The following is a 17,605-nucleotide window of genomic DNA, read 5'->3' as shown; positions in this document are numbered from 1 at the left end:
GCTTCCTAGACTGCCACGCAATCAGTCGGGCCCGAGTATGGGCGTTCAAAAAACAGCGGGATAGGAGGAACGAAATGGCGATGATGTCGGAATCGACTGGCACCGTGCAAGCGGCGCCTGCCACGGAAGACGCGCCGCGCGCGCTGTCGCAGACGCTCAGCGTGCGCGATGCGGTGATGATCACCGTATCGGGCGTGACGCCCGCGAGCTCGATCTTCGTGATCGCGCCGTTCGCGATCCAGCAGGCCGGCAGCGGAGCGGTGCTGTCGTTCCTGCTCGGCGGCGTGCTCGCGCTCGCGTTCGCGCTCTGCTATGCGGAACTCAGCGCCGCGCACCGCAGCGCGGGCGGCGAGTACGTGATGGCCAAGCGCGTGTTCGGCACGCTGCCCGGCTACCTGACCTTCATCACGGTGCTGTCCGTCAGCGTATTCATCCCCGCCGTGCTTGCGAGCGGCGCCGCGCCTTACCTGAACAATGCGCTCGGCACGCACTTCAGCAACCAGTCGGTCGCGTTGACGATCGTGCTGCTCAGCTACTTGCTCGGCATGCTGAACATCAAGACGAACGCGTGGATCACGGGCGCGTTCCTGGTGGTCGAGATCGGCGTGCTGATGCTGATCGCGGGGCTCGGTTTCGGCTCGCTGCATCGCGGCGCCGATGTGCTGGTCGCGCCGGTCGTCGCGAGCGGCAACGCGCTCGTGCCGGCGACGCTCGCCGCCATCGTGCCCGCGATCGGCACCGCGATCTTCTGCTACAACGGCTTCGGCTCCGCGGCATATCTCGCCGAAGACCTGCGCGGCGGCAACCGCAACGTCGCGAAGGCCGTGATCTATTCGCTGCTCGTGATCCTCGTCGTCGAACTGGTACCGCTCACGGCAATCGTGCTCGGCGCGCCGTCGCTGACGGAGCTGACCAAGAGTGCCGACCCGATCGGTTATGTCGTGCGCTCGCTGAGCAATCCGGCCGTGTCGCGCGTGGTCAGCGCCGGGATCTTCCTGTCGGTGTTCAACGCGATCATCGCGATCGTGATCACGATGGGTCGCCTGCTGTACAGCAGCGGCCGGCACGCGCTCTGGTCGCGTACCTGCAACCGCGCGTTCTCGACAATTCATCCGCGCCTCGAATCGCCGTGGCTCGCGACGATCGCGCTCGCGATACCGTCGGCGGGACTCGTGTTCGTGTCGAGCCTCGACGAACTGACCGCGTTCACGGTCGACCTGCTGCTGCTGATCTATCTGGTCGTCGGGCTGGCCGCGCTCGCGAGCCGGTTCGTGCGCCGTGACGTCGAGCATCATTACCGGATGCCGTTGTGGCCCGTGACGCCGCTCGTCGCGGTGGCAGGCGCCGGGTACACGCTCTACACGACGCTGGCCACGGCCACGAAACCGACCGACCTGATCATCATCGCCGGGCTGCTGATTGCCGCACTCGTGATGTACGTTGTCTGGGCGCGCCACAGCGAAGCATTCCGCGCGCTCTGAGCGCCGGATCGAAGCCTTGCCGTAACGAAACACCGAAACACCGAAACACCGAAACACCGAACCATTGAAACACTGGAGGAATTGCATCATGCGCACGAGGGATCTCGGCATCCGCATCGGACTCGGCACACCGGGCCGCTTCAACGCGATCACGGACGTTCCGGGTGTGCGGGTCGGACATTGCACGCTGAACGTCGAGAACGGCGACGCGTCGATCCGCACCGGCGTCACCGTCATCGAGCCGCGCGCGGGCGCCGCGCACGATTCGCCGTGTTTCGCGGGCGTGCACGTGCTGAACGGCAACGGTGACGCGACGGGGCTCGAATGGATCCGCGAAGCCGGCCTGCTCACCACGCCGATCGCCTATACGAACACGCACAGCGTCGGCGCGGTGCGCGATGCGCTCGTCGCGAACGAGCGCGAAGCCGCGGCAGGCCGCGTGTACTGGTGCATGCCGGTCGTGATGGAAACCTACGACGGCCTGCTGAACGACATCTGGGGGCAGCACGTGAGCGCCGCGCACGTGCTGCGCGCGCTGGCCGCTGCGCAATCGGGGCCGGTTGCCGAAGGCGGCGTGGGCGGCGGCACCGGCATGATCTGCCACGAGTTCAAGGGCGGCATCGGCTCCGCGTCGCGCGTGCTCGCGGCCGATGCGGGCGGCTGGACCGTCGGCGCGCTCGTCCAGGCGAACTACGGCGTGCGCGAGATGCTGCGTGTGGCCGGCTATCCGGTCGGCGAGGTACTGCGGCACGTGCCTTCTCCGTTCCGCGCGCCGGACGCGCAGGGCGAGGCCGGGATGGGCTCGATCGTCGTGACGATCGCGACCGACGCGCCGTTGCTGCCGCATCAATGCACGCGCCTCGCGCAGCGTGCCAGTGTCGGGCTCGCGCGGGTCGGCGGCGGCACGGAGGATTCGAGCGGCGACATCTTCCTTGCGTTCGCAACGGGCAACGACGGCCTGCCGGCGGCGAACTACGGCAGCAAGGGTGCGCCGACCACCGGCGTGAAGATGGTCAACAACGACCATATTTCCGCGCTGTTCGTCGCGGCGGCGGAAGCAGTGGAGGAAGCGATCGTGAACGCGCTCGTCGCGGGCGGCGACGTCGAGTCGCGCGGTGCGCGAGTCGAAGGGCTGGGGCAGGCGCGCTTGCTCGATGCGTTGCGCGAGGTGGGCTGGCGGCCGGGGCGCGGCGCCTGAAACGGCATGCGCCGCTTCAATCGAAGCGGCGTGGGGTGGAGCGGCGATGCGGCGATCGGCCGGGGCGCCGCTCGCCCGCGCATTCAACGCGGGCGGTGCGGGCCTGGCCGTGACGACGCGGCGTCATGCTCAGCTGCCGAAGTAGATGTTGCAGAAGCTGACGGGGCCGACACAGGCGTTCGGGTCTTCCTGCTTCGATTGCGAACGATCGACGCGGCCGGCGGCCTTCACGGCTTCAGCGCGGTTCGCCTGTTGCGGTGCGACGTCTGCCGGTGCCGGCTGTGCGTGAGCAACAGCAGCGGTGAGCGACAGGGCAACGAGGGCGAGGTGCAGCGGCTTCATTTGGGTTTCTCCTGGGTGAGTGCCAGTCTCGCTGGCAGTGAGGAAACTATAGGCTCGTACTGCTTAAAGATTAATCACCGTGGCTGTAGAGCTTATTTCCATCCGGCACAAGGATCCCGTTGCGCGCGCACCGATCGTCGATGGCGTCAATGGCCTCAATGACGATGCCGGTTGAACGGCGCATCCTTGTCCAGCAGTGCGCTGCGCATGAAGTGCAGACAGCCGACGATGCGCTGCATGCGGTGCCGCTCGTTGGGCACCGCATACCACGCCTGCAGCGTGTGCTGCGCCGCGCGGATCGCGAGATTCACCGATTTCAGCGTGCGTGCGTGATGGCCGGGTGTCGGATCGTCGAAGAAGCGCGGCAGCTCGTGCAGCACCGCGTCGATCGAGCCGGTCCAGCGCAGCGTTTGCGGCGGTTTCGATGCGCAGAACGCGTTCAGTTCGTCGCGCAGGTCGATCACTGCGTGGCCGACTTCGAGCGTTGACAGCATCCAGCGCAGCGCGTCGCGATGCTGTCGCGTGCGCCGTACGAGCAGCGTGCGCAGTTGCGCCATCAGGTCGTGCGTGCTCGACTGGAAGCGCTGCGCGAGGCCGTCCGTTGCGCCTGTGCACGCCAGCGTGACCTGGCGGCGCAGGTCGTGCGCGATGCGGCCCGTGAGCCACGGCATCTGCGTCGGGAATACGACCGCGAACACGAGCGAGCACGCGAGCATCGCGATGACGATGGCCAGGCCGTTGTTGATCAGCACCTCGGGCGTATACGCGATCACGTTGTCGGGCCCCGCGAGCAGGCAGAAGAACACCGCGAAGCCGATCCCGTAGCCGGACAATCCCGGCCGCATCGCGAGAAACGCGCCGAGGCCGAGCACCGGCGCGAGCGCGGCGCACAGCAGCGGGAAGCCGTCGATGTTCGGATACACGTAGCACAGGAACACGTAGCCGACGGCGGTCGCGAATGCCGCGCCGACGCTCATCTGCGCCACGAACTTCGGCGCGCGCGGCGACGTCGAGCTGAGCGCGCACGCGATCGCGGTGGCGATCACGGCGAGCGGGCCGCTCGGCCATTCGGAGGCAAGCCAGAACGCGCTCATCGCGCCGACGGCGACGATCGTGCGCAGGAACGCGAAACCGACGAAGAACGAATTGGTCTTCACCGCGTAATGCGTGACCGAGCGCTCGAACGCATGATCGTCCTGGTCGAGCGATGCATAGGTGTCGGCGTAGCCGAGATATTCGCCGATGAAGCGGTAGAGCAATTCGATCGCGGTATCGAAGTCGAGCAGGCCGCCGGCTGCATGTTCCTCGATGTTTCGTCGCGATGCGCGCGCGGCTTTCGGCAACGCGCTGTGGAAGCGCCGCAGTTCGAGCAGCGCACCGGTGGCCGGCGCGATGCCGCGCTGCCGCTCGTCGCGTAGTGCGGCGAAGCGCTGCGCGAGCGCATCGACATGCGGCGCCAGCGCATCGAGCACCGCGTCCGAGCCATTCGCGCGCAGCCGTTTGACGAGCTGGTGCAGCGCATGCAGCCGCGTGCACGCGTTCATGAACTCGCTGTTCAGCCGCGCGAGCCGGCGGCTGCGTGCGCGAATGTGCGGATCCTCGAACGACGCGAACGCGCGGTTGGCCTCGAAGCCGACGATGTCGTCGACGAAATCGGCGAAGCGCCGCTCGAAATCGCCGCGTGCGACGTCGCCCGCGAGCGCGCCGGCCGTGAACGCCGCGAAGGTCGCATGGCGGGTGCCCAGCGAGCGCATCAGCGCCTTCGCGGAACTGAGCGGCAGGATCAGCGCGCTGACCGCGCCCGAGCAGGCGATGCCGAGCGCGACTTCCGCGGCGCGCGTGAGCGCGGACTGGAACAGCGTCTGCGGGGTCATCACGGCCGGCAGGCCGATCAGCGCGGCCGTATAGCCGGCGAGCACGAAGCCGTACCAGCGGAAGTGACGGTTGCGCACGGCGAGCGCGATACAGGTGCCGATCCACAGCGTGATGCCGGCCATGTACAGCTCGGGCTGCTGCGCGAACAGCCCGCCGAGCGCGAGCGCGGCGACGAGGCCGGCCGCCGTGCCGAGCACGCGGTAGAAACTCTTCGCGAACACCATTCCCGACAGCGGCTGCATCAGCACGAACACGGTCGTCATCGCCGTGCGCGGCTGCGACATTTCCAGGCGCATCGCGATGCCCATTGCGAGGAGCGCCGCGAACACGGTTTTCGCGAGGTGCAGCCAGATCAGCCCGTCGCTCGCAGCCCAGTCGCGCGCCGCGTCGCCGAGTGGATCGAGCCATGTCCTCCATCGTGCCGGTTCGATGGAAGGTCGCTCGATCGCAGGTTGTGGCTTCATGAAAAGAGGGGGCCCGAGCGGGGCCGGGCACGGTGCCGCGGCGCGTCCGAACGGGTCTGTTCGACTGGTGAGGCGCCGATTGTAGGAGCGCGGCGCCCGCGCATTAACGCAGCTACGGGGAAACGATAGTTGCAGCTGGAGTAACAATCTGTCGCATCCAGTGGAGGAAAATAGCGGCTCCGCTACAGGTTGCTCACAGGAATGGATACCCTACAAAACATGCGGGTGTTTTCGCGCGTCGTCGAGACGGGCAGTTTCACCGCCGCGGCGCAATCGCTGAATTCGACGACGGGCGCGATGTCGCGCGCGGTGTCGGAGCTCGAGGCACGCCTGCGCACCCGTCTGATGAATCGTTCGACGCGCCGTCTCGCGCTCACGTCGGCCGGCGAAAGCTATCTGCGGCGCTGTCGCCAGATCCTCGCCGACGTCGACCGCGCGGAAGAAGAGGCGAGCTGCGCGCACGAACGGCCCGCCGGCGTACTGCGCATGCACAGCTTCGCGAGCGTCGGTCATCACTATGTGTTGCCCGCACTGACGCGCTATCACGCGCAGTTTCCGGACGTGTCGATCGAGCTGTCGCTGTCGCAGCGCATGCCCGACCTGTTCGACGGGACGAGCGACATGGCCGTCGTGACCGCGTCGTCGCTGCCCGATTCGGAACTCGTGTCGCACCTGCTCGGCTCGACCTTCAGCATCCTGTGCGCGTCGCCCGACTACGTGAAACGCCATGGCGCGCCGGCCCGTCCGCAGGATCTCGCCGCGCACGCGTGCCTGACGCTGTGCACGCCGGCGTTCCCGACGCACGAATGGGTGCTCGAAGGGCCCGAAGGCGTCGAGCAGATCCACGTCGCGGGGCCGGTGCAGACCAATACCGCCGAATCGCTCGCCCTCGCGATTCGCGACGGTATCGGGATCGGCATGCTGCCGTTGTACTCGGCGATCGACGCGCTGCGCGACGGCACGCTCGTACGCGTGCTGCCCGCGCACATCCTGCAGAAGATGAACGTCTATGCGCTGTATCCGTCGCGCCGCTTCGTCGATGCGAAGGTGCGGACGTGGGTCGAGATGCTGCGTGCCCAGGTGCCGGGGATGATCGCGCGCGACGTCGAGATGCTGAACGCGATCGACCGCGAACCGCAGGCCGCCTGAGCGGCCAACGCGCGTCGGCACACCGCCGGCTTCTTCTCTTCACGCGAACGACGCGAACGACGCGAGCTACGCCAACGCGACCCGCCGCGCCCACGCTACATCGTTCACGCGGGCGGAGCGCATCGTCATGCCGTTACTGCGCGGGCTTGGCCGCCGCGCCCGATTCCGTTGCCGGTTCGCCGGCCGGGCCGTATGCGTCTCGCGCAGCCTTGTGTTGCGCGAGACGCTTTTCGTGAAGCCGCTCCTGCGCCGCCAGGATGTCGTCCGGATAGTTGACGGATTCGCCGCGCGCCGGGTTGAAGCCGACCGATTCGAGATCGATCAGCTCCTGCAGCACTTGCGCGCGCGTGACGGGCGACTGTGCCGACTGGGCGAACGACAGGGCCGGTGCAGCGAGCAGGACGGCAGCGGCGGCGGTAGCGACGAGCGATTTCACGAGGTTCTCCTGGGTACGGGGTAGGCGGCCGGGTCAACGCGCGATGCGTGACCCTGACCTTCGCTGGCAGTCTACGCAGCGCCCGCGCGCGTAAAAACCCCGATTCCAGGCAGGCTGCCTTCCAGATGGAACAACATTGCTGCAAGCCGCCCGCGGCGAACGAACCCGCGTGCGAACGCGGGTGCGTGGTCGTCGGGCGACGAGGCATCGCGCCGGTCAGAAGCGCGTGCGCATGCCGATCGTGCCGACGATCTGGTTCGCCGTGCTCGATGCGCCGCCCGAGCCGTTGATGAACGCCTGGTAGCCGCGGCCCGAGGCGTGCTGATACATCGCTTCCGCGTAGACGTCCGTGCGACGCGACAGCTTGTAGACGGCCTGCAGGTCGACCTGGTGCCACTTCGGATCGGTGCCGTGCTTGCTGTCGGGGTTCGACACGCTGGCGTCCGTGTACACGTAGGCTGCGCCGAGGCTGACGGCCGGCGTCACCGCATAGCGCACGTTCACGTCGTAGTTGTTGAACGCGACCTGGCCGGTCGAGCCGAACGAGCCCGTGTTGTCGTACTGCGAGCGCGTATAGACGAAGCCGACGGTGGCCGGGCCGAACCCGTAGCTGACGCCGCCGCCGTACGAACGCATGCGGTCCGAGCCGATCGACCAGCCGCCCTGGTTCAGGCTCTTCGCTTCGGCCGCATCGGTCGCGCCCGGGCTCGCGCTCGTGGAGCCCTTCGTGCCGTTCATCTGCAGGTACGCGCCGGCCAGCTTCAGCGGGCCGTTCGTGTAGCTCGCCGCGACGCTGTACGCGCGGTTCGCGCCGAAGCTGGTCGCGTTCGAGAAGGCGTACATCGCACCGACCTTGAAGCCCGCAAAGGTCTCGCTCGTGTACTTGACCGCGTTGTTGATGCGCAGCGAGTGGTTCAGGTTGTCGTTGTCGAACGGATGCGCGAAGCTCGTGTCGCCGAAGTCGCCGGACGTGGCGGACAGCGGCGCGACGAAATCGACCATCGTGTCGTATTGGCGGCCGAGCGTCAGCGTGCCGTAGCCGTTCTGGCTCAGGCCGACGTATGCGTGGCGGCCGAACAGCTTGCCGTCCTGCCCGAGGCCGCCGTTGTTCACGTTGAAGCCGTTCTCGAGCACGAACAGGGCCTTCAGGCCGCCGCCGAGATCCTCGGTGCCGCGAAACCCGACGCGGCTGCCGTTGACGGTGCCGCTGTTCAGGCGCCACAGCGACGCACCGTTGGCGTTGTTGGTGTAGACGATGCCGGCATCGATCAGGCCGTACAGCGTGACCGAACTCTGTGCGTGAGCGAGCGGGGCGAACAGTGCGGCGGTGCATGCGCCGGCGATGAGGGTCTTTTTCAAGTGAAGGCTCCTACGTGTGGGAGGGGGAACAAAAGTGCGGCGCAAGTATAGGAACGCAACGCGTGCGCAAGCCCGCCGGGGGCGGCGAGCGCACCTTTCCGGATCCGGCAAGAGTCCTTCACAAAACTGACACGACGCGCCGTACGCGTGGGACGCTGGCGGTTTGTGCGCAGTCGCACGCGGGCGGCATCCCGCCGTCGCGAGCGTGCTGTCGCGTCGTTGCAACATGCGCGGGGCGCGGCACGGCTGTGGAGCGGCGCGACCGGCGCGCAGAGAATGGATCGTTCGCGCCCACGCCCACGACCGGCATCACGCGTGTCGCGGAATTCGATCGCGCGGGCATCAACGTGTGCTTGGCAGGATTCGATCAAGGCGCCGTGGTATCCGCTCGCCAACGGCAACATCCTGCTCGTGCTCGATGCGGGCCTCCATGTCTGCCACATGATCGGCTCCCAGGTCCTGCAGCAATCCGTCGACTTCGTGGCCGACCGCAGCGCGACGCCGATGCATCTCGGCGACGGCTACGGCGTCGCGGCCGGGCGTCCGGCGAATCTCGTCATGCTCGACGTGGAGCGATTACGAAGCGGTACGTCGGCGGGCAAAGGCCACGCTGTCGATCCGTCACGGGAAGGTGATCCCGCGGCGCGAACCGGAGCGCATCACGTATCCGGATTGAGGTGAACGGTGAGCTGCAGGCGGCCACGGCGTCTCAGTACTCATCCATTCACGAAATGCATGAGTCGATTCGAAAAATACGTTTGTCTCATGATGGGCGGCGGCCTACGATGCGGTCCTGACGACGGCGCGCATGTCGCGCGCCGTCCTTTCGATCCCATTCGCCGACCCCATGCGCCCCGATCTCCCGTCCGCCCCCGCATCCTCTTCGCCGGCCGCCAGCCCGTTTGCGCGCGTGGCCGTCGTCACGATCCTGACCGGTGTCGGCGCGGGCCTCGGCGGCATGCTGCTCGCGCTGCTGCTGCATGCGATCCAGCACGTCGCGTTCGGCTACAGCGTCGCGCACGTGATCGGCACCGAGAGCTTCCTCACCGGCGTGACCGGCGCCGATTCGCTGCGCCGGCTCCTGGTGCTGATCGTCTGCGGTTTCGTCGCCGGCGGCGGCTGGTGGGCGCTGTACCGGTATGGCCGGCCGCTCGTCAGCATCCGCCGCGCGGTGCGCGCGGCCGATCCGCGGATGCCGGTCGTCAGCACGACGATTCACGCGCTGCTGCAGATCGTCACCGTCGCGCTCGGCTCGCCGCTCGGCCGTGAAGTCGCGCCGCGCGAGATCGGTTCGCTGCTCGCCGGGCAGCTTGCTCACCGTGCGGGGCTCACTCCGGACGATTGCCGGTTGATGGTCGCGTGCGGTGCCGGCGCAGGCCTCGCGGCCGTCTATAACGTGCCGCTCGGCGGCGCGATCTTCGTGCTCGAAGTGCTGCTCGGCACGTTCGAACTGCGAGCGCTGGTCGTGGCGGTCGCGACGTCGGCGATCGCGGCGGCCGTTGCGTGGATCGGCCTCGGCAACGAGCACCAGTACACGGTGCCGCCATTCGTGCTGAGCACGCCGCTGGTGGCGTGGTCGATCGTCTGCGGGCCGCTGTTCGGCTTCGCCGCGTACGGCTTCGTGCGGCTCACGACGCGCGCCCGGGCGAATGCGCCGAAAGACGGGCGGCTGCCCGTGCTCGCACTGATCAACTTCGCGGTGATCGGCGTGCTCGCGATGCGGTTGCCGCAATTGCTCGGCAACGGCAAGGGCCCGGCGTCGCTGGGTTTCGACGGCACGCTGACGATCGGCCTCGCCGCCGCGCTGCTCGTGCTGAAGGTGCTGATCGAGGCCGGCAGCCTGCGGGCCGGCGCGGAAGGCGGCCTGCTGACGCCCGGCCTCGCGAACGGCACGCTGCTCGGCGTCGTGCTCGGCGGGCTGTGGAGCCTCGTGTGGCCGGGTGCGTCGATCGGCGCTTGCGCGCTCGTCGGCGCGACCGCGTTTCTCGCCGCGTCGATGCAGATGCCGATCACGGCGGTCGTGTTGTTGCTCGAGTTCACCCGCGTCGATCACGACAGCCTCGTGCCGATGCTGCTTGCCGTGGCCGGCTCGCTTGTCGCGTACCGGTTTGCGCAGCGGCTGGCCGAGCGGAAGGTGAATCCGGTTGCAACCGTGAGCACACCCGCGACTGCCGTTCGTTAACGCACGCGCATCCGTCCTTTTCACCGGCGGCGCCGATTGCACCGCCGGCCGCCGTTTCTCTCCCCGTTTCCACGATCGCGTCAGCACGCAATCGCAGCCGCGCAATCCAGAGCGCGTCCTCCGGTTCTGTGCAAGAATCCGCGCGACCCGCGCACCAACCAACAACGACACGCGCGGACGTCCCTATCAGGAAACGAGGAGCTCAAGTTGATTCAGCGCATTTCCCGCTTTTTCACGCAGGTGGTCCACCGCGTGTTGCCCGACCCGTTGATTTTCGCCATCCTGCTGACGGTCGTCACGTTCGCGCTCGCGTTCGGCCTCACGCCGAATTCGCCCGCGCAGCTCACGACGATGTGGGGTTCGGGCTTCTGGAACCTGCTCGCCTTCTCGATGCAGATGGTGATGATTCTCGTCACCGGTCACGCACTCGCGAGCTCACCGCCCGTGAAGCGCATGCTCGTCGCACTCGCGAGCACCGCGCGCACGCCGGGGCAGGGCGTGATGCTCGTCGCGTTCGTCGGCGCGCTCGCGTGCGCGATCAACTGGGGCTTCGGCCTCGTGCTCGGTGCGATGCTCGCGCGCGAAGTGGCGCGTCGTGTCGCCGGCAGCGATTACCGGCTGCTCGTCGCGTCCGCGTATATGGGCTTCCTGAGCTGGCATGGTGGATTGTCGGGTTCGGTCCCGCTCGTCGCGGCCACGAAGGGCAATCCGATGGAGAAGACCATCGGGCTGATTCCCGTGTCGCAGACGATCTTCACCGGTTACAACGCGTTCATCACGATCGGCCTGATCGTGATGCTGCCGTTCCTCGCGCGCATGATGATGCCGAAGCCCGGCGACGTGGTCAGCGTCGATCCGGCACTGCTCGCCGAACCGCCGAGCGTCGAGCGCCAGCTCGGGCCCGACGCGACGTTCGCGGAGCGGATGGAGGAGAGCCGAGCGCTGTCGGTCCTTGTCGCGGCGCTGTGCGCGGCGTTCCTCGTGCTGAAGTTCGTGCAGAAGGGCTTCGCGCTCGACATCGACACCGTGAACCTCGCATTCCTCGCAGCCGGCATCCTGCTGCACCGTACGCCGATGGCCTATGCGCGCGCGGTGGCGGGCGCTGCGCGCGGCGCGTCCGGGATCATGATCCAGTTCCCGTTCTACGCGGGCATCCAGGCGCTGATGGACCATTCGGGGCTCGCGGGCGTGATCACGAAGTGGTTCGTCGATATCGCGAACGTGCACACGTTCCCGCTGCTGGCATTCCTGAGCTCGGCCGTGATCAATTTCGCGGTGCCGTCGGGCGGCGGCCACTGGGTCGTGCAGGGCCCGTTCGTGATGCCGGCGGCTCAAGCGCTCGGCGCCGATCTCGGCAAGGCCGCGATGGCGATCGCGTACGGCGAGGCCTGGACCAACATGGCGCAGCCGTTCTGGGCGCTGCCCGCGCTGGCGATCGCCGGGCTCGGCGTGCGCGACATCATGGGCTATTGCGTGACGACGCTGCTGTTCTCGGGCGTCGTGTTCGTCGCGGGGATGTATCTGTTCTGATGGAGCGGGCGCGATGCGGGGAGTCCGCGTTGCGCGGCTTGCATCATGCCGACTGTCTAGCGTGCGACCGCGTATCGGGCCGCTCGTGTCCGCGACGCAATGCGAGGCTCGCGAACGCCGGACGACGAACGCGGCCACGAGCAGCGTCAGCCCGTTTTCGCGTTGCCGGTAGCCCGTTCGATCGCACCGTCTCCGATCCGCCGATTCCGTTTCACCGCTTGCAGCGTTTCCGTATCGCGGCCGGGGGCGCGTGATACCGGTTGCTCGACAGCCTTTCGTCATGCAGGGGCGCGGGCCGCTCGCCATCCGTTGTCCGATCGCGCAGAATCATCCCCTGTTCACCTCGATGGAGGCCGCATGCACGATCCACACGAACCTCCCGGTCGCCGCGCGTACGCGGCGCTTGCGCAACGCTACGCGGACATCGCGCCGACGAAGGCGCACAACGCACTGTACGAGCGGCCCGCGACGATGGCGCTGCTCGGCGACGTCGACGGCCTGGCCGTGCTCGACGCGGGCTGCGGCCCGGGCATTTGCAGCGCGCACCTTGCACGACACGGCGCGACCGTGCACGCGTTCGACGTGGTACCGGAAATGGTCGCGCTGGCGAGAACCCGCTGCGCGGGCCTGGCGGTCGACGTCGTCGAAGGCGATCTCGCGGCGCCGCTCGCATGGCTGCCCGATCACGCTTTCGACAAGATCGTGTGTTCGCTGGCGTTCGACTACGTACGCGATCTAACGCCGACGCTGCGCGAATTCAAACGCGTCGCGAGGCCGGGTGCGACGCTGGTGTTTTCGATGGCGCATCCGATGCGCGACTGGATGGACGAGCGGACGCGCGGGGAGGGTACGTACTTCGATACGTCGCGCTTCGGCTTCCACTGGTCGGGTTTCGGCGAGCCGAAACCCTTTGTCGAAGCCTACCGGCGGCCGCTCGGCGACATCCTGAACGCAGTGGCCGATGCCGGTTGGCGGCTCGAGCGCTTCGTCGAGCCGCTGCCGCTGGCGGAGATGAAGGCCGAGTCGGAACGGCTTCACGCGGAATTGTCGCAGGCGCCGGCGTTTCTCTGCATCCGCGCGCGCAGCTGACGCCGCGCGGCGGGCGAGCGGCGCTCAGCGCACCGGCTCGTCGTTCAACGTCCCCAGAAACGCTTCGATATCCTTGATGTCCTGCGCGGTCATCGCCGGCTTGTCGCCCGCCTTGCGATCGAACGGCGCGTCGGTCACGTCGACGTTCGCGCGGTATTTCGGCGGAATGTCGTCGTACTCGTCGACCTTGCCGTCCGCGCCGCGCGAATAGAACTTCTGCGGGGAGATGCTGCGCTCGTTGTAGAACGCCATCACCTGGTCAAGCGTATGGAACACGCCGTTGTGGAAGAACACGTGGCGCGTCGCCGAGTTGCGCAGCGTCGGCGTGAGGAACATCGCGCAATACTGCGTCTGGTCCTTCAGGTCGTCGCGGAACGGCCCGCACACGCCGAGATCGTAGAACGCCGGGTTGCGGTTCTGCGCCAGTTCCTTGTTGCGCGGTGCGCCGAGCGCCTCGTACTGGTAGTCGGTAAACATCGGTGGCAACCCGTCCTTGCCGGCCTTCGACAGATGGCAGCCCGCGCAATTCGCCTTGTCCGGATCGTTGAACAGGCGCAGCCCGCGCAGTTCGGCCTGCGTGAGACGCGCACGGCCTTCGAGCCAGCGGTCGTACTTGCTGTTGTACGGGTGGAACGACGGATCCTCCACCTGGTAGCGCGCGATCGCGAACATCGCTTCCGACACCACGAGCTGCGGGCTGTCGAACACGCGCGCGCCGAACAGTTGCTCGAGCTGCGCGCGGTGCGACGACTGCGCGAGCTTGCGCGCGACGTCGTCGATGCTCGCGTTCGCCATCTCGACCGGATTCAGCAGCGGGCCGAACGCCTGCTGCTGCAGCGTATCGGCGCGGCCGTCCCAGAACATCCCGCCTTGCGGCACGAGCTGCGGCGCGGCCGACGTGCCGGCCACCTTCTGCGCCTTCACTACGCCGGCGGCCGAAGCGGCCTGCTGCGCGACGGTCGGTGCGGCGTCGTTTTCACCGGCATCGGGGCCGATGCTGAAGTTCGGCTGGCGGTACAGGTACATCAGCGACGGCGGCGGACGATAGCCCTGCTGCGTCATCGCGAGGCCGCCCGGCTGCACGTCGAGCGCGTTCGGCGGGCCGTACGCATGATCGGGGCTGTGGCACGACGCACACGACTGCTTGCCCGACGCGGACAGCGACGGATCGGCGAACAGCGCACGGCCGAGCTGCGCGACCGCCGACAGCGGCTGCGCGGCGGGCCGCTGCAGCACGACCGGATGCGGGTTCGCGCCCGTCCAGTCGGCGACGACGGTGCCGATCGCCGCCGGTACCTGCGCAGGGAACGCGATCGCGAACGCGCCATAGCCGAGCACGGCGGCGCCGATCACGAAGGCCGCGCGGCGCAGAAGGCGGGAAGGGGAGCGCGGCGCGGAGGTGCCGGAGGCGTCGGGAGACGGGAACGCAGGGCGAGCTGTCATGCTGTCGGTCGGAAATCGGGCGCCGCACGAAGCGGCGCGTTAAACGGAAACGGCCGGCGCGTGAGGCGCCGGCCATGCGGTCATGCAATACCGGTCAGATTGCCGGTGCCGCGCTCAATGCAGTGCCGAGCGTCGGGTCGAGGTACAGCGGCGCCGTGTTCGGCTTCGACGTGAAGTCGAACAGGTTGCGCAGGTCGCCTGCCGTCGCATCGAACGAACCGCCGCCGATGCGCTGGCCGCCGAGCCAGTTGTCCTCGATGAAGCGCACGACGGACGACTGGTCGATCATCGTGTGGTCGACGTAGTTCTGCTTCGCATACGGCGAGATCACGATCAGCGGAATCCGCACGCCCGGGCCGCAGCGGCCGTTGACGGTCGAGCCGTTCACGCCGGTGGTGCCGCCCGTGCCGCACTTGCCGTTGCCGTTGACCTGGTCGACCGGGTCGGACGACGCGCGCGTCGGTGCCGTGTACACGTGGTCGTACCAGCCGTCCGAATCGTCATAGGTGACGATCACGGCCGTGTTCTGCCAGTCCGGCTGCTGCTGCAGGAAGTTGACGACCTTCGTCACGAACGCCTGCTCGTCGAGCGGATCCGAATAGCCCGCGTGCGCATCCTGCGCGGCCGGGGCCTTCAGGTAGCTGACCGACGGGAAGTTGCCGGCCTTCACGGCGGCGAAGAAGTCGTCCGTGTCGTACTGGTGGTTCGCGGGCTCGGCGGTCTTGCCGTCGGTCTGGAGGCTCGAGCCGATCGCCGCGACCGAGCTCGGGCGCGTGTGCTGCGGGTTCGACGTCGACGCGTAGTACTGGAACCAGTTGTGGTGCGGGATGTAGTCGGACGTCGCGGCGTTCACGGCGGTGGCGACCGTGCTGCGCGCGCAGCCCGTCGTGCCGTTGCTGTTGGTCGTCGACAGGTTGAAGCCGCCCATGAAGCCGCCCCACGTGATCTTCGCGCCGTTCAGCAGGTCGCCGATGTTCTTGCCGCTCATCAACGCCTGGTCGGTCGTGCTCGAGCACACGTCGTTGCCCGGGTCGACGTCGTTGATCATCGTGAGGCCGCCCGCGCCGTCATTGATGTAGTACGAGCTCTTCGCGAGCGTCGACGGCTGTGCCGACGTCTTGACGATCTGCATCCCGTTGGTCTGGCCCGACACGACGTTCAGCGCGCCCGGCGTCGACGGGCCGTACGACGTCGTGTACATGTTGTCGCTCATCGCGAAGCGCTGCGCGTAGTTCCACAGCGCCGTCACGGTGTTGCCGTCGAAGTAGCCCATCACCTGGCCCTTCGTGCCGAACGCACCGGCGCCGCCGGACGAGCCCTTGCCGGTGTATTTCGGGAACAGGTCGGCGAGGCCGTTGTCCTCGGCCTGCTGCTCGGCCGTGTACGCGTGGTTCTGGTCGGCGGTCGCGGCCTGCGTGCGGTCGAGGCGGAACGGGTTGGCCGCGTCGGTGCCGTTGGCCGTGTTCGTGAAGTTCGGGTTCGCGGTGAGCAGCGTGCCCGTCAGGCCGTTGGGCGTCGACGTGCCGGCCTTCGCGGTGAACGCCGGTTCGCCCGACGGGTTCGTCGCGTTCGGGTAGGTGCCGAAGTAGTGGTCGAACGAGATGTTTTCGCCATAGATCACGACGACGTGCTTGATCGGCGTGGCGGTCTGCAGCGCATCCTGCGACGACACGGCAGGCGTCGACGTGGGATCGTCGCTGCCGCCGCAGGCGAACAGCGCCAGCGCCGCGGCTGCGCAGGCGGTGACGAGCAAGGCTTGACGGAACATCGGGAAACTCCAGGTAAGGTCTTCGATGGTGGAGAGCGGCCCCGTCTCCGTGTCGGTTCGGCGCGGGGCTCGTGAGAGAGCACGCGCATTGAAACAGTCCCGTATGAAGATATGGGGACGGAGTTATTTCGTGTCGATTGCGCTGCGGTATCGATTTCATTACGGCGGAACGCGAGTCGAAAGAGAACGGAAAGGGGCGGACCGCCTGCCACCTTTGCGTCACATCCCGCGACGCGCGGGGCCACGGCCGCGGATGCCGCGCGGGGCGGGCGAAGCCGGCGAATGGGCGCCGCTGCGCGGTTTGCGCAGGGTGCTGCGCAGCGCAGGCTTTTTGACAATCGGATGACGTATTCATACGATGAACGCCCTGCGGCGACGATTTCACGTGGCCGCGCGTCAGGGAGTATTCAGCGTGCCGATCCCCGTTCTGTTTGCCGTTCTGTGCGCGGCGTTCCTGCATGCGTCATGGAACGCGCTCGTCCGCAGCAGCGGCGACCGGCTGCGGTCGGCCACGGTGCTGCAGATCGCGATCGGGCTGTTCGCGTTGCTGTTCCTGCCGGCCGCGGCGCCGATCACGCCGGCGAGCTGGCTCTATGTCGTCGCATCGGCCGTGCTCCACGTCGTCTATACGCTGCTGCTGGTGCGCGCGTACGAGCACGGCGACCTGACCGTCGCGTATCCGGTCGCGCGCGGCACCGCGCCGCTGCTCGTCACGCTCGGTGCGGCGGCGTTTGCGGGCGAGCACCTGAATGTCGGCGCGCAAGGCGGGCTCGTGCTGATCTGCGCGGGCATCATGGCGATCGGCCTGGAGCGCGGACGCGACGCGAAGCACCGGATGATGCAGGTCCTGCCGACGGCGTTCGCGACCGGCGTGTCGATCGCGGCCTACAGCGTGGTCGATGGAATCGGCGTGCGGGAAAGCGGCAACACGGTCGGCTATACCGCGTGGATGTTCGTGCTGACGGGCGCGATGATGGCCGCGTACTACCGGCTGCGTGCGGGGCCGTTGCGGCTCACGCAGGATGTCGGCGAAACGGCGAAGGCCGCGTGCGGCGGCGTGTTCGCGGCGCTCGCGTACGGCATCGTGATCTGGGCGATGGATCGCGCGCCGATGGGGCCGGTGTCGGCGCTGCGTGAAACGAGCGTGGTGTTCGCGGCGCTGATCGCACGCGTGTATCTCGGCGAGCGGCTGACGCCGCGACGGGCGGCCGGGTGCGTGGTGATCGCGGCGGGGGCGTTGCTGATCAGTGCGTTTGAAGCGGTGCGGTGAACGGGCCGGCCGGACGTGC

General features: G+C 67.8%; 13 protein-coding genes and 1 pseudogene. 8 read left to right on the top strand and 6 right to left on the bottom strand.

Translation table 11 applies throughout. The features are described 5' to 3' along the window. Window positions 1-74 precede the first annotated feature (74 nt). Window positions 75-1,481 carry an APC family permease gene (locus tag ACPTTF_RS25250; RefSeq protein ID WP_423368678.1) on the top strand — a complete coding sequence of 469 codons (1,407 nt, stop codon included), beginning with the start codon at window positions 75-77 and terminating at the stop codon, window positions 1,479-1,481. Between the two features lie 88 nt (window positions 1,482-1,569). Further along, complete coding sequence (locus tag ACPTTF_RS25245; RefSeq protein ID WP_423368677.1) at window positions 1,570-2,679, top strand: P1 family peptidase; 1,110 nt, start codon at window positions 1,570-1,572, stop codon at window positions 2,677-2,679. Window positions 2,680-2,808: 129 nt separating this feature from the next. Here ACPTTF_RS25245 and ACPTTF_RS25240 read toward each other — a convergent pair whose 3' ends face one another. Together ACPTTF_RS25240 and ACPTTF_RS25235 are read right to left on the bottom strand one after the other, a co-directional pair. Continuing rightward, the gene (locus ACPTTF_RS25240; RefSeq protein ID WP_166952807.1) at window positions 2,809-3,021 is read right to left on the bottom strand and encodes a hypothetical protein; all 213 of its coding nucleotides are present in this window, start codon (window positions 3,019-3,021) and stop codon (window positions 2,809-2,811) included. Between the two features lie 155 nt (window positions 3,022-3,176). Next, a complete protein-coding gene (locus ACPTTF_RS25235; RefSeq protein ID WP_423368676.1) occupies window positions 3,177-5,360 on the bottom strand; it encodes an FUSC family protein in 2,184 nt (727 codons plus the stop codon). A gap of 201 nt (window positions 5,361-5,561) precedes the next feature. Between ACPTTF_RS25235 and ACPTTF_RS25230 the strand changes: the two genes are divergently transcribed. Next, complete coding sequence (locus tag ACPTTF_RS25230; RefSeq protein ID WP_027791525.1) at window positions 5,562-6,509, top strand: LysR family transcriptional regulator; 948 nt, start codon at window positions 5,562-5,564, stop codon at window positions 6,507-6,509. Window positions 6,510-6,642: 133 nt separating this feature from the next. On the opposite strand, the gene ACPTTF_RS25225 is transcribed toward ACPTTF_RS25230, so the two are convergent. Both ACPTTF_RS25225 and ACPTTF_RS25220 read right to left on the bottom strand, forming a co-directional pair. Then, on the bottom strand, window positions 6,643-6,945 hold the full coding sequence (locus ACPTTF_RS25225) for a DUF4148 domain-containing protein (protein WP_423368675.1): 303 nt from the start codon (window positions 6,943-6,945) through the stop codon (window positions 6,643-6,645). 216 nt (window positions 6,946-7,161) lie between these two features. Then, window positions 7,162-8,304 (bottom strand): porin, encoded by a 1,143-nt coding sequence (locus ACPTTF_RS25220; protein WP_423368674.1) that lies wholly within the window; start codon window positions 8,302-8,304, stop codon window positions 7,162-7,164. Between the two features lie 305 nt (window positions 8,305-8,609). Here ACPTTF_RS25220 and ACPTTF_RS25215 point away from each other — a divergent pair. The 4 genes and pseudogenes from ACPTTF_RS25215 to ACPTTF_RS25200 form a co-directional block, all read left to right on the top strand. Further along, window positions 8,610-8,980, top strand: a pseudogene (locus ACPTTF_RS25215) (amidohydrolase family protein); the annotation flags it as partial. A gap of 171 nt (window positions 8,981-9,151) precedes the next feature. Then, window positions 9,152-10,486 (top strand): chloride channel protein, encoded by a 1,335-nt coding sequence (locus ACPTTF_RS25210; RefSeq protein WP_423368673.1) that lies wholly within the window; start codon window positions 9,152-9,154, stop codon window positions 10,484-10,486. 207 nt (window positions 10,487-10,693) lie between these two features. Further along, window positions 10,694-12,016, top strand: coding sequence for a TIGR00366 family protein (locus tag ACPTTF_RS25205; RefSeq protein ID WP_166952792.1), 1,323 nt, complete (start codon window positions 10,694-10,696; stop codon window positions 12,014-12,016). A 357-nt stretch (window positions 12,017-12,373) separates the two neighbouring features. Beyond that, complete coding sequence (locus tag ACPTTF_RS25200; RefSeq protein WP_423368672.1) at window positions 12,374-13,105, top strand: class I SAM-dependent methyltransferase; 732 nt, start codon at window positions 12,374-12,376, stop codon at window positions 13,103-13,105. A 24-nt stretch (window positions 13,106-13,129) separates the two neighbouring features. Here ACPTTF_RS25200 and ACPTTF_RS25195 read toward each other — a convergent pair whose 3' ends face one another. Together ACPTTF_RS25195 and ACPTTF_RS25190 are read right to left on the bottom strand one after the other, a co-directional pair. Beyond that, on the bottom strand, window positions 13,130-14,548 hold the full coding sequence (locus tag ACPTTF_RS25195; protein ID WP_423368671.1) for a cytochrome-c peroxidase: 1,419 nt from the start codon (window positions 14,546-14,548) through the stop codon (window positions 13,130-13,132). A 94-nt stretch (window positions 14,549-14,642) separates the two neighbouring features. Then, window positions 14,643-16,316: a phospholipase C gene (locus ACPTTF_RS25190; protein WP_423368670.1), complete on the bottom strand. Its 1,674-nt coding sequence runs from the start codon at window positions 16,314-16,316 to the stop codon at window positions 14,643-14,645. 412 nt (window positions 16,317-16,728) lie between these two features. Between ACPTTF_RS25190 and ACPTTF_RS25185 the strand changes: the two genes are divergently transcribed. After that, window positions 16,729-17,586 carry an EamA family transporter gene (locus ACPTTF_RS25185; RefSeq protein WP_423368669.1) on the top strand — a complete coding sequence of 286 codons (858 nt, stop codon included), beginning with the start codon at window positions 16,729-16,731 and terminating at the stop codon, window positions 17,584-17,586. The last annotated feature ends 19 nt before the right edge of the window (window positions 17,587-17,605 follow it).

The sequence above is a fragment of the Burkholderia crassaminum genome (assembly GCF_964265005.1).
Lineage (GTDB): Bacteria > Pseudomonadota > Gammaproteobacteria > Burkholderiales > Burkholderiaceae > Burkholderia.
The sequence above is the reverse complement of the archived record's forward strand: the minus strand, read 5'-3'. Positions and strand labels throughout refer to the sequence as shown.

Excerpts from the sequence above, each read along its gene's own strand:
- ACPTTF_RS25240 (WP_166952807.1), bottom strand. The coding sequence starts at position 3,021 with ATGAAGCCGCTGCACCTCGCCCTCGTTGCCCTGTCGCTCACCGCTGCT.
- ACPTTF_RS25245 (WP_423368677.1), top strand. The coding sequence starts at position 1,570 with ATGCGCACGAGGGATCTCGGCATCCGCATCGGACTCGGCACACCGGGC.
- ACPTTF_RS25250 (WP_423368678.1), top strand. The coding sequence starts at position 75 with ATGGCGATGATGTCGGAATCGACTGGCACCGTGCAAGCGGCGCCTGCC.
- ACPTTF_RS25190 (WP_423368670.1), bottom strand. The coding sequence starts at position 16,316 with ATGTTCCGTCAAGCCTTGCTCGTCACCGCCTGCGCAGCCGCGGCGCTG.
- ACPTTF_RS25230 (WP_027791525.1), top strand. The coding sequence starts at position 5,562 with ATGGATACCCTACAAAACATGCGGGTGTTTTCGCGCGTCGTCGAGACG.
- ACPTTF_RS25210 (WP_423368673.1), top strand. The coding sequence starts at position 9,152 with ATGCGCCCCGATCTCCCGTCCGCCCCCGCATCCTCTTCGCCGGCCGCC.
- ACPTTF_RS25200 (WP_423368672.1), top strand. The coding sequence starts at position 12,374 with ATGCACGATCCACACGAACCTCCCGGTCGCCGCGCGTACGCGGCGCTT.
- ACPTTF_RS25195 (WP_423368671.1), bottom strand. The coding sequence starts at position 14,548 with ATGACAGCTCGCCCTGCGTTCCCGTCTCCCGACGCCTCCGGCACCTCC.
- ACPTTF_RS25235 (WP_423368676.1), bottom strand. The coding sequence starts at position 5,360 with ATGAAGCCACAACCTGCGATCGAGCGACCTTCCATCGAACCGGCACGA.